We start from the raw sequence: 12,349 nt of genomic DNA on the forward strand, positions 1-12,349 counted from the left end.
CTGAAGGTGACGCTGCGCCTCATCGTGTTCGATATCGACGAGGATACCGGTGCCAAGTCGATCAAGGACATCAAGGAGCAGGACGTCTACATGGGCGACATGCCGCTCATGACCTTGAACGGCACCTTCATCGTCAATGGCACCGAGCGCGTCATCGTCTCGCAGATGCATCGCTCGCCGGGCGTCTTCTTCGATCACGACAAGGGCAAGTCGCACTCGTCGGGCAAGCTTCTGTTTGCCGCCCGTGTCATCCCCTATCGTGGCTCGTGGCTTGACATCGAGTTCGATTCCAAGGACGTCGTCCACGCCCGCATCGACCGCCGCCGCAAGATCCCCGTGACGTCGCTGCTGATGGCGCTCGGCATGGACGGCGAGGAGATACTGTCGACCTTCTACAACAAGATCACCTACAAGCGCGCCGGCGACCATTGGCGCATTCCGTTCAACGTCGAGCGTTTCCGCGGCCTCAAGGCCGTCGGCGACCTGGTCGATGCCGACACCGGCGAGATCGTCGTCGAGGCGGGCAAGAAGATCACCGCCCGCCAGGCGCGTCAGCTCGGCGAGAAGGGCCTCAAGGCGATCAAGGCGACCGACGAGGATCTGCTCGGCAACTACCTGGCCGAGGACATCGTCAATTATGCCACCGGTGAGATTTTCCTCGAGGCCGGCGACGAGATCGACGACAAGACGCTCAAGGTGCTGCTCGGCACCGGCGAGCAGGAGATCCAGGTCCTCGACATCGACCATGTCAATGTCGGCGCCTATATCCGCAATACGCTCGCCGTCGACAAGAACGAGAGCCGCCAGGACGCGCTGTTCGACATCTACCGTGTCATGCGCCCGGGCGAGCCGCCGACGCTTGAGACCGCCGAAGCCATGTTCAACTCGCTGTTCTTCGACAGCGAGCGCTACGACCTGTCCGCCGTTGGCCGCGTCAAGATGAACATGCGCCTGGAGCTCAAGGCCGAGGACACCGTGCGCGTGCTGCGCAAGGACGACATCCTGGCCGTGGTCAGGACGCTGGTCGAACTGCGTGACGGCAAGGGCGAGATCGACGACATCGACAATCTCGGCAACCGCCGCGTGCGTTCGGTCGGCGAGCTGATGGAAAACCAGTACCGCGTCGGCCTGCTTCGCATGGAGCGCGCGATCAAGGAACGCATGTCCTCGATCGAGATCGACACCGTCATGCCGCAGGACCTGATCAACGCCAAGCCGGCGGCCGCCGCCGTGCGCGAGTTCTTCGGTTCCTCGCAGCTGTCGCAGTTCATGGACCAGACCAATCCGCTGTCGGAGATCACCCACAAGCGTCGTCTCTCGGCGCTTGGACCGGGCGGTCTGACCCGCGAGCGTGCCGGCTTCGAAGTGCGCGACGTGCACCCGACGCATTACGGCCGCATCTGCCCGATCGAGACGCCGGAAGGCCCGAATATCGGTCTGATCAACTCGCTGGCGACTTTCGCGCGCGTCAACAAGTACGGCTTCATCGAAAGCCCCTACCGCAAGATCGTCGACGGCAAGCTGACCAATGAGGTCGTCTATCTCTCGGCGATGGAAGAGGCCAAGCACCATGTCGCGCAGGCCAATGCCGAGCTCGACAAGAACGGCGGCTTCGTCGACGAGTTCGTCATTTGCCGCAGCGCCGGCGAAGTGATGATGGCGCCGCGCGAAAACGTCGACCTGATGGACGTGTCGCCCAAGCAGATGGTGTCTGTTGCCGCGGCGCTCATCCCGTTCCTCGAGAACGACGACGCCAACCGCGCTCTGATGGGCTCGAACATGCAGCGTCAGGCCGTGCCGCTGGTGCGCGCCGAAGCGCCGTTCGTCGGCACCGGCATGGAGCCGATCGTCGCCCGTGACTCGGGCGCCGCCATCGGCGCCCGCCGCGGCGGCATCGTCGACCAGGTGGACGCGACGCGTATCGTTATCCGCGCCACCGAGGATCTCGACCCGGGCAAGTCCGGCGTCGACATCTACCGGCTGATGAAGTTCCAGCGTTCGAACCAGAACACCTGCATCAATCAGCGTCCGCTGGTGCGCATGGGTGATCGGGTCAACAAGGGCGACATCATCGCCGACGGTCCGTCGACCGAACTCGGTGATCTGGCGCTCGGCCGCAACGTGCTGGTCGCGTTCATGCCTTGGAACGGCTACAACTACGAGGACTCCATCCTCTTGTCCGAGCGCATCGTCGCCGACGACGTCTTCACCTCGATCCACATCGAGGAGTTCGAGGTCATGGCGCGCGATACCAAGCTCGGTCCCGAGGAAATCACGCGCGACATTCCCAACGTCTCGGAAGAAGCGCTGAAGAACCTCGACGAAGCCGGCATCGTCTATATCGGCGCCGAAGTTCAGCCGGGCGACATCCTGGTCGGCAAGATCACGCCGAAGGGTGAAAGCCCGATGACGCCGGAAGAGAAGCTTCTGCGCGCCATCTTCGGCGAAAAGGCTTCCGACGTGCGCGACACTTCCATGCGCATGCCTCCGGGCACCTTCGGCACCGTCGTCGAGGTGCGCGTGTTCAATCGCCACGGTGTGGAGAAGGACGAGCGCGCCATGGCGATCGAGCGCGAGGAGATCGAACGCCTCGCCAAGGACCGTGACGACGAACAGGCGATCCTGGACCGCAACGTCTACGCGCGTCTTTCCGACGTTCTCGTCGGCAAGGAAGCGATTGCTGGACCGAAAGGCTTCAAGAAGGGCTCGACGCTGTCCAAGGACACGCTCGACGAGTACCCGCGTTCGCAGTGGTGGCAGTTTGCGGTGGAGAACGAAAAGCTCCAGAGCGAACTGGAAGCCCTGCGTGGCCAGTACGACGATTCCAAGAAGGCGCTCGAACAGCGTTTCATGGACAAGGTCGAGAAGGTGCAGCGCGGCGACGAAATGCCTCCGGGCGTCATGAAGATGGTCAAGGTCTTCGTGGCGGTGAAGCGCAAGATGCAGCCCGGCGACAAGATGGCCGGCCGTCACGGCAACAAGGGTGTCGTGTCGCGCATCGTTCCGGTCGAGGACATGCCTTTCCTCGAGGACGGCACGCATGCCGATATCGTGCTCAACCCGTTGGGTGTGCCGAGCCGCATGAATGTCGGCCAGATCCTGGAAACGCATCTGGGCTGGGCTTGTGCCGGCATGGGCAGGAAGATCGGCGAGCTGATCGACACGTATAAGGCTGCCGGCGACATCAAGCCGCTGCGCAAGACGTTGGAAAGCTTCATGCCCGCCAACGACCGCAACGAACCGGTCCGCGAGTATGACGACGAGAGCATCGTTCGCCTCAGCGAGCAGATGCGCCGCGGCGTCTCCATCGCGACCCCGGTGTTCGACGGCGCGCATGAGGCTGACATCAACATCATGCTGGAGCAGGCGGGCCTGCACACCAGCGGTCAGTCGCAGCTCTATGACGGCCGCACCGGCGAGCCGTTCGATCGCAAGGTGACGATGGGCTATATCTACATGCTCAAGCTTCACCACCTGGTGGACGACAAGATCCACGCGCGTTCGATCGGTCCGTACTCGCTCGTCACCCAGCAGCCGCTGGGCGGCAAGGCGCAGTTCGGCGGCCAGCGCTTCGGCGAGATGGAGGTCTGGGCGCTGGAAGCCTACGGCGCCGCCTACACGCTGCAGGAAATGCTGACGGTGAAGTCGGACGACGTCGCCGGCCGCACCAAGGTCTACGAGGCGATCGTGCGTGGCGACGACACGTTCGAGGCAGGCATTCCCGAGAGCTTCAACGTGCTCGTCAAGGAAATGCGGTCTCTCGGCCTCAATGTCGAATTGGAGAACACCAAGCTCGACGACAACCCTGTCCGGCTGCCCGACGCGGCCGAGTAAACAAGACATCCGGTCGCGAGAGAGGCTCCCGCGACCGGATGCTTCGATTTCTTCGGCCGGTGGGCCGACCACTCAGCGGGCGTTTGGCCCGCGTTAGATGCAAGGGGTTTTCGAGGACCCCGAAAAGGAGAACGGCATGAACCAAGAGGTCATGAATCTCTTCAATCCGCAGGCGCCGGCGCAGGTGTTCGATTCCATCCGGATATCGCTCGCCAGCCCTGAGAAGATTCTGTCCTGGTCGTTCGGCGAGATCAAGAAGCCGGAGACCATCAACTACCGCACCTTCAAGCCGGAGCGTGACGGTCTGTTCTGCGCGCGCATTTTTGGCCCGATCAAGGACTATGAGTGCCTGTGCGGCAAGTACAAGCGCATGAAGTACAAGGGCGTCATCTGCGAGAAGTGCGGCGTCGAAGTCACGCTGTCGCGCGTCCGCCGCGAGCGCATGGGCCATATCGAGCTGGCGGCACCGGTCGCCCATATCTGGTTCCTGAAGTCGCTGCCCTCGCGCATCGGCACGCTGCTCGACATGACCCTTAAGGACATCGAGCGCGTCCTCTACTTCGAGAACTACATCGTCACCGAACCTGGCCTCACCGCGCTGAAGGAGCACCAGCTGCTCAGCGAGGAAGAGTACATGATCGCCGTCGACGAATATGGCGAGGATTCCTTCACCGCCATGATCGGCGCCGAGGCCATTCATGACCTTCTGGCCGGCATGGATCTGGAGAAGATCGCAGGCGACCTGCGTTCGGAACTGGCTTCGACCACGTCCGAGCTGAAGCAGAAGAAGTATCTGAAGCGTCTCAAGGTCGTCGAGAACTTCATGGAGTCCGGCAATCGTCCGGAATGGATGATCATGAAGGTCGTTCCGGTGATCCCGCCGGACCTGCGCCCGCTGGTTCCCCTGGACGGCGGCCGCTTCGCCACGTCCGACCTGAACGATCTCTATCGCCGCGTGATCAACCGCAACAACCGCCTGAAGCGGCTGATCGAACTGCGCGCCCCCGGCATCATCGTGCGCAATGAAAAGCGCATGCTGCAGGAAGCCGTCGATGCGCTGTTCGACAACGGCCGTCGAGGCCGCGTCATCACCGGTGCCAACAAGCGTCCGCTGAAGTCGCTGTCCGACATGCTCAAGGGCAAGCAGGGCCGGTTCCGTCAGAACCTGCTCGGCAAGCGCGTCGACTATTCCGGCCGTTCGGTCATCGTCACCGGTCCGGAGCTCAAGCTGCATCAGTGCGGCCTGCCGAAGAAGATGGCGCTCGAACTGTTCAAGCCCTTCATCTATGCCCGCCTCGACGCCAAGGGTTACTCCTCGACCGTCAAGCAGGCGAAGAAGCTTGTCGAGAAGGAGCGTCCGGAAGTCTGGGATATCCTCGACGAGGTCATCCGCGAGCATCCGGTCCTGTTGAACCGCGCGCCGACGCTGCACCGCCTCGGCATCCAGGCGTTCGAGCCGATCCTGATCGAAGGCAAGGCGATCCAGCTTCACCCGCTGGTCTGCACGGCCTTCAACGCCGACTTCGACGGCGACCAGATGGCCGTTCACGTGCCGCTGTCGCTGGAAGCGCAGTTGGAAGCCCGCGTGCTGATGATGTCGACCAACAACATCCTGCACCCGGCCTCCGGCGCGCCGATCATCGTGCCGTCCCAGGACATGGTCCTGGGTCTCTACTACCTCTCGATCGTCAACCAGAACGAGCCGGGCGAGGGCATGGTGTTTGCCGATATGGGCGAGCTCCAGCACGCGCTCGAGACCAAGGCCGTGACCTTGCACGCCAAGATCAAGGGTCGCTTCCGCACGGTCGACGCCGAAGGCAAGGTCGTGTCGAAGATCCATGACACCACGCCTGGCCGCATGATCATCGGCGAACTTCTGCCGAAGAACGTCAACGTGCCCTACGAGACCGCCAACCAGGAGATGACCAAGAAGAACATCTCCAAGATGATCGACACCGTCTACCGCCATTGCGGTCAGAAGGAGACGGTCATTTTCTGCGATCGCATCATGGCGCTCGGCTTTGCTCATGCGTGCCGTGCCGGCATCTCGTTCGGCAAGGACGACATGCTGATCCCGGACACCAAGATCAAGCTGGTGTCGGACACCGAGGCTTTGGCCAAGGAGTACGAGCAGCAATACAATGACGGTCTGATCACGCAGGGCGAGAAGTACAACAAGGTCGTCGACGCCTGGGCCAAGTGCTCGGAAAAGGTCGCCGACGAAATGATGGCCCGCATCAAGGCGGTCGAGTTCGAGGACAATGGCCGTCAGAAGCCCATGAACTCGATCTACATGATGTCGCACTCCGGTGCGCGCGGCTCGCCCACCCAGATGCGCCAGCTTGCCGGCATGCGCGGCCTGATGGCCAAGCCCTCGGGTGAAATCATCGAGACGCCGATCATCTCGAACTTCAAGGAAGGCCTGACCGTGCTCGAGTACTTCAACTCGACCCACGGTGCCCGCAAGGGTCTGGCCGACACCGCCTTGAAGACGGCGAACTCGGGTTACCTCACCCGTCGTCTGGTCGACGTGGCGCAGGACTGCATCGTCAACTCCGTGGATTGCGGCACCGACAAGGGCCTCACCATGCAGCCGATCGTCGATGCCGGTCAGGTCGTCGCTTCGGTTGGCCAGCGCGTGCTGGGCCGTACATCGCTCGACGACATCACCCATCCGGTGTCGGGCGAAGTCCTGGTCAAGGCCGGAACGCTGATGGACGAGCGGGACGTGGAACAGATCGAAAAGGCCGGCGTGCAGTCGGTCCGCATCCGCTCGGCCCTGACCTGCGAAGTCAGGATCGGCGTCTGCGCGGTCTGCTACGGACGCGATCTGGCCCGTGGCACCCCGGTCAACCAGGGCGAAGCCGTCGGCGTCATCGCGGCGCAGTCGATCGGCGAGCCGGGTACGCAGCTCACCATGCGTACCTTCCACATGGGCGGTACCGCGCAGGTGGTGGACTCTTCGTTCCTTGAAGCCTCGTATGAGGGCAAGGTCGAGATCCGCAACCGCAACGTGGTGCGCAACTCGGACGGCCAGCAGATGGTCATGGGCCGCAACATGGCGGTGCTGATCCTCGACGAGGCCGGCAAGGAGCGTGCAACGCACCGTGTCACCTATGGTTCGCGCATCTTCGTGGACGATGGCGACAAGGTGAAGCGTGGCCAGCGTATCGCCGAGTGGGATCCCTATACCCGTCCTGTCCTCACTGAAATCGAGGGCAAGGTGTCGTATGAGGATCTGGTCGACGGTATTTCCGTCCAGGAAACGGCCGACGAGTCGACCGGCATCACCAAGCGTGAGGTCATCGACTGGCGTTCGACGCCGCGCGGCAACGACCTCAAGCCTGCGATTGCCATCCTGGACACCAAGGGCAAGGTCGGCAAGCTATCGAAGGGCGGCGATGCCCGCTTCCTGCTCTCGGTCGAGGCCATTCTCTCGGTCGAGCCGGGTGCCCAGGTTCGCCCCGGCGACGTGCTGGCGCGTATCCCGATGGAAAGCGCCAAGACCAAGGACATCACCGGCGGTCTGCCGCGTGTTGCCGAACTGTTCGAGGCACGTCGTCCGAAGGATCACGCCATCATCGCCGAGATCGACGGCACGATCCGCTTCGGCCGCGACTACAAGAACAAGCGTCGCATCATTATCGAGCCGCATGACTCGACGCTCGAGCCGGTCGAATACCTGATCCCGAAGGGCAAGCCGTTCCATCTCCAGGACGGCGACGTCATCGAGAAGGGCGACTACATCCTCGACGGCAATCCGGCGCCGCACGACATCCTGGCGATCAAGGGCGTGGAGGCGCTTGCGTCCTACCTCGTCAACGAGATCCAGGAAGTCTACCGTCTGCAGGGCGTGTCGATCAACGACAAGCACATCGAGGTGATCGTTCGCCAGATGCTGCAGAAGGTCGAGATCACCACGCAGGGCGACTCGACCTACATCCCGGGCGACCACGTCGACGTGATCGAACTGGAAGAGGTCAACGAGCGCCTGGTCGAGGACGGCAAGAAGCCGGCTGAAGGCCAGCCGGTGCTCTTGGGCATAACCAAGGCTTCGCTGCAGACGCCGTCCTTCATCTCGGCCGCCTCCTTCCAGGAGACGACCAGGGTGCTGACGGAGGCCGCGGTTGCCGGCAAGACCGACATGCTGCAGGGCTTGAAGGAAAACGTCATCGTCGGCCGGTTGATCCCGGCCGGTACCGGCGGCACGATGAGCCAGATCCGGCGCATTGCCACCTCGCGCGACGAACTCATCATCGACGAGCGCCGCAAGGCCTCCGGTGTTGAAGTGGCCGAGCCGATGCTCGCCGACATGACAACCGCCGCGCAGTAAGCGCGACGGCAAGAAATCTCAGGCAACAGAAGCCGTCGGGGCAACCCGGCGGCTTTTTCGTTTCAACGATCGGAGGAAAGCAGATGAGCACGAAGACCTGGACGGCTGTCGACGACTACATCGTCTCCTCGCTCTTCGAGGCGGATCCCGTTCTCGACGCGGTTCTGGCGGCCAACCGCGACAATGGCCTGCCGGCGATCGATGTCTCGGCGGCGCAAGGAAAACTGCTCTCGCTGCTGGCGCGCATCGGCGGCGCGAAAAAGGCGCTCGAGATCGGCACGCTGGGCGGCTATTCGACCATCTGGATGGCGCGGGGACTGCCCGCCGACGGCAAAGTCGTGACGCTCGAACTCGATCCGCATCATGCCAAGGTCGCACGCTCGAATTTCGAGCGGGCAGGGGTAGCGGACCGGGTGGAACTGCGCGTCGGTCCGGCGCTCCAGTCGCTTGCCGCACTCGGCAATGAGAATGCCGGCCCGTTCGATCTGATCTTCATTGATGCCGACAAGCCGAACAACCCGAACTATCTGTCCTGGGCCTTGCGGCTGTCACGCTCCGGGACGGTCATCGTCTGCGACAACGTCATCCGTGACGGCGCCGTGCTGGATGAGGATGGCCGCGATGCCAATGTCGAAGGCGCCCGCGCGGCGTTTTCCTTCATCGGCGGCGAAAAACGGCTGGACGGCACAGCCATCCAGACCGGGGGCGCCAAGGGCTATGACGGCTTTGCCATCGCGATTGTCGACTGACGTCAGGGCGCACCTGGCGATCTTCAGTCGAAAAACGCCTCGACCACATTGCGCTTGCCGAGCATGAAGGCGTCGGCGACGTGCTGCAGTGGTGCAAGGTCCACATCGGATACGCCGGCATGCACAATCTCGGCAAATCGCCGGTAGAGCATCGGATATTCCGCTTCCGGTTCCTCATGGACGACACGGCCGTCGACGGCGAGCTTCGAGCCGCCACCCGAGAGCACCATCTGCCCGGCATCCGTGTCGGCCAAAATGTCCCAGCTCTGCGGTCCGGTCTGCAACCAGTCGAGATCCATGGTCACATCGGATCCGTTCGCCGCGTGGAACGCGACCTGGGCCGCGATCGGTGCGTCGCGATTCTCCGGAAAATCGAGTACGGCCGAAGTGATGTACATGGCCGGCAGGATATAGGTTGCAATCGACAGCGCGTTGATGCCGGGATCGAAGACGCCGAAGCCGCCAGGCTGCCAGATCCAGTCCTGGTTCGGATGCCAGCGGCGCACATCTTCCTTCCAGACGATCGCCGCCGATTTGATTTTGGTCGAAGCCAGGAATGTCCGTGCCGCTTCGACAGCCGGCGCGTAGCGCGAGTGCCAGCTTGCGAACAAGGAGACGCCTTGTTTCGCCGCGAACGCCTTCAGGTCCTCGACTTCGCTGACCGTGGCACCCGGCGGTTTTTCCAGGAAGACGTGCTTCCCGGCCTCGAGCGCCTTGCGCGCGGCGTCATAGCGGAACTGCGGCGGCATGCACAGCGACACCGCGTCGAGTTCGGCAACCGCGCCAAGCATCGTCTCTATATCGGGGAAATTCGCGATGCCGTCGACCTTGCCGTGCCGGCTGGCCGCTGCGATCAGCTGGTAGTCTCGATCCTTGGCCAGTGCCGGAAGGTGCTGGTCGCGGACGATCTTGCCGACACCGACAATGCCGATTCTTATGGGCGAGATGGATGAGGACATGAGGCTCCGCCGGGTTGGGACGTCTGCGCGTCTCTTAGCAGATCGGCCATGACGGGCAAGCGTCGGCCATGCCAGCTATTCGAACGAATCGGCATCATGACGCTGGGCAGGCGAGGGGCGCCACGCTGCGATCAGATCGGCACGTCGAAGGTCACGATCGACACTTCGCCTTCAAGCGCGCCCTGGAAGGCCGAAAGATGCGGCTCATCGTCGGGCTCGCCCTCCATGTCGCCGATCTGGTCGAGTTCGGCCTCGGCGTAGCCTTCGGCAGCCAGCGATTCGAGCGCACGGCGCACCGCCGAATCGTCATCGGGCGCCACCAGCATGACATGCACGCCTTCCGGCTTGCCGCCTTTCTTCTTCCACACCCGGCCGGTGATGATGGTGACCGGGCGTTCTTCATTGTCGTTCACGGGCCGATTCCTTCGCGGCGAGGGATTGTCAGTGTTCATGCGGCCTTTTCGCATGAAGCAAGGCCCCGCAACAGCCAAAACTCGGTCACTTTCTTCCTCGCCCTTGCCAAACGGCGAAAGAAAATTACATGCGGTTTTCGCATGGCTGCCAAGCCCCGGCTTCAATGCAATATTTGCCGCTGCGGGGTTGACGGTTCGCGGGCTTACGAGTAGAAGCCGCCCAGTCAGAACCGATGTGAGGCTCTCCCTTCCGAAGCGACACGCTTTGGAGTTTGCCTCAAACAGGGTTCGTTTTACGAGCGAAAAGACATTTCCGGCGTGCACGAAGCGGCTTCCGCTTCCTCTGCGATTTGTTCGGGCAAGACCGCGAGGCGCGGTTTGTGGCCCGAATTTGCGTATGGAAATGACGCTTTGAGCGAGCCTTGACCGGCACGAGACACGGAATTGAGAGACAAGAGGGTTTAATGCCTACCGTCAACCAGCTGATCCGCAAGCCGCGCATTGCGCCGGTGAAGCGCAACAAGGTCCCGGCCATGCAGCAGAACCCGCAGAAGCGGGGCGTCTGCACGCGCGTCTATACGACGACGCCGAAGAAGCCGAACTCGGCGCTGCGCAAGGTGGCCAAGATCCGCCTGACCAATGGTTTTGAAGTGATCGGTTACATTCCCGGCGAAGGTCACAACCTTCAGGAACACTCCGTGGTCATGATCCGCGGCGGCCGCGTCAAGGATCTTCCGGGCGTGCGCTACCACATCATCCGCGGCGTGCTCGACACGCAGGGCGTGAAGAACCGCAAGCAGCGCCGTTCGAAGTACGGCGCCAAGCGTCCGAAGTAAGATTTTCCGGCCTTGGCGCTGCTTGAACGCGCCGGGCTACGAGATTGAGAGACAAAAGCCATGTCGCGTCGTCACAGTGCAGAAAAGCGTGAGATCAACCCGGATCCCAAGTTCGGCGATCTGATCGTCACCAAGTTCATGAACGCCGTCATGTATGACGGCAAGAAGTCGGTTGCCGAGACCATCGTCTACGGCGCGCTGGACCAGGTCCAGTCGAAGACCAAGCAGGAGCCGGTCACCGTCTTCCACCAGGCGCTCGACAATGTCGCGCCGCATGTGGAAGTGCGTTCGCGCCGCGTCGGCGGCGCCACCTACCAGGTTCCGGTCGACGTTCGTCCCGAGCGTCGCCAGGCATTCGCGATCCGCTGGCTGATCGCCGCGGCCCGCAACCGCAACGAGACCACCATGGTCGACCGCCTCTCCGGCGAGCTGATGGACGCGGCCAACAACCGCGGCACCGCCGTGAAGAAGCGGGAAGACACCCACAAGATGGCTGAAGCCAACCGCGCTTTCGCGCACTATCGCTGGTAAAGCGCGAACAGGACTGAGAGGCAGCTACGATGGCCCGCGAATACAAAATCGAAGACTACCGCAATTTCGGTATCATGGCGCATATCGACGCCGGCAAGACGACGACCACCGAGCGCGTCCTCTATTACACGGGCAAGTCGCACAAGATCGGCGAAGTGCACGACGGCGCTGCCACCATGGACTGGATGGAGCAGGAGCAGGAACGCGGCATCACCATCACGTCCGCCGCGACCACGACCTTCTGGAAGGGCCGTGACGGCAAGATGCACCGCTTCAACATCATCGACACCCCCGGACACGTCGACTTCACCATCGAGGTCGAGCGTTCGCTGCGCGTGCTCGACGGCGCCATCGCGCTGCTCGATGCCAATGCCGGTGTCGAGCCGCAGACGGAAACCGTCTGGCGCCAGGCCGACAAGTATCGCGTGCCGCGCATGATCTTCTGCAACAAGATGGACAAGATCGGCGCCGACTTCTACCGCTCGGTCGAGATGATCGGCTCGCGCCTCGGTGCGCAGGCTGTCGTCATGCAGCTGCCGATCGGCGCCGAGACCGAATTCAAGGGTGTCGTCGACCTCGTCGAGATGAATGCGCTGGTCTGGCGCGACGAGACGCTGGGCGCTGCCTGGGACGTCGTCGAGATCCCGGCCGACCTCAAGGCGCGTGCCGAGGAATACCGCGAGAAGATGATCGA

General features: G+C 62.6%; 8 protein-coding genes. 6 read left to right on the forward strand and 2 right to left on the reverse strand.

What is annotated here, in order from left to right; all coding sequences use genetic code 11:
- From rpoB to EOA36_RS12900, 3 genes are all read left to right on the forward strand, one after another.
- A partial coding sequence (rpoB, locus tag EOA36_RS12890) for a DNA-directed RNA polymerase subunit beta (protein WP_245464334.1) occupies window positions 1-3,834 on the forward strand: 3,834 nt, incomplete at its 5' end.
- A 136-nt stretch (window positions 3,835-3,970) separates the two neighbouring features.
- The gene (rpoC, locus tag EOA36_RS12895) at window positions 3,971-8,167 is read left to right on the forward strand and encodes a DNA-directed RNA polymerase subunit beta' (protein WP_127277965.1); all 4,197 of its coding nucleotides are present in this window, start codon (window positions 3,971-3,973) and stop codon (window positions 8,165-8,167) included.
- Between the two features lie 83 nt (window positions 8,168-8,250).
- Entirely contained in the window at window positions 8,251-8,916 is a 666-nt protein-coding gene (locus tag EOA36_RS12900; RefSeq protein WP_127277966.1) for an O-methyltransferase, read from the forward strand.
- 23 nt (window positions 8,917-8,939) lie between these two features.
- Here EOA36_RS12900 and EOA36_RS12905 read toward each other — a convergent pair whose 3' ends face one another.
- Window positions 8,940-9,863, reverse strand: a complete 924-nt coding sequence (locus tag EOA36_RS12905) for a Gfo/Idh/MocA family oxidoreductase (RefSeq protein ID WP_189343650.1) — start codon at window positions 9,861-9,863, stop codon at window positions 8,940-8,942.
- Between the two features lie 143 nt (window positions 9,864-10,006).
- Complete coding sequence (locus tag EOA36_RS12910) at window positions 10,007-10,288, reverse strand: transcriptional regulator (protein ID WP_127277968.1); 282 nt, start codon at window positions 10,286-10,288, stop codon at window positions 10,007-10,009.
- A 464-nt stretch (window positions 10,289-10,752) separates the two neighbouring features.
- Between EOA36_RS12910 and rpsL the strand changes: the two genes are divergently transcribed.
- From rpsL to EOA36_RS12925, 3 genes are all read left to right on the forward strand, one after another.
- Entirely contained in the window at window positions 10,753-11,124 is a 372-nt protein-coding gene (gene rpsL / locus EOA36_RS12915) for a 30S ribosomal protein S12 (RefSeq protein ID WP_006333356.1), read from the forward strand.
- 60 nt (window positions 11,125-11,184) lie between these two features.
- Window positions 11,185-11,655 (forward strand): 30S ribosomal protein S7, encoded by a 471-nt coding sequence (rpsG, locus tag EOA36_RS12920; protein WP_127277969.1) that lies wholly within the window; start codon window positions 11,185-11,187, stop codon window positions 11,653-11,655.
- 29 nt (window positions 11,656-11,684) lie between these two features.
- A partial coding sequence (locus EOA36_RS12925) for a GTP-binding protein (RefSeq protein WP_127277970.1) occupies window positions 11,685-12,349 on the forward strand: 665 nt, incomplete at its 3' end.

It is taken from the genome of Mesorhizobium sp. M8A.F.Ca.ET.021.01.1.1 (assembly GCF_003998025.1).
Classification (GTDB): domain Bacteria; phylum Pseudomonadota; class Alphaproteobacteria; order Rhizobiales; family Rhizobiaceae; genus Mesorhizobium.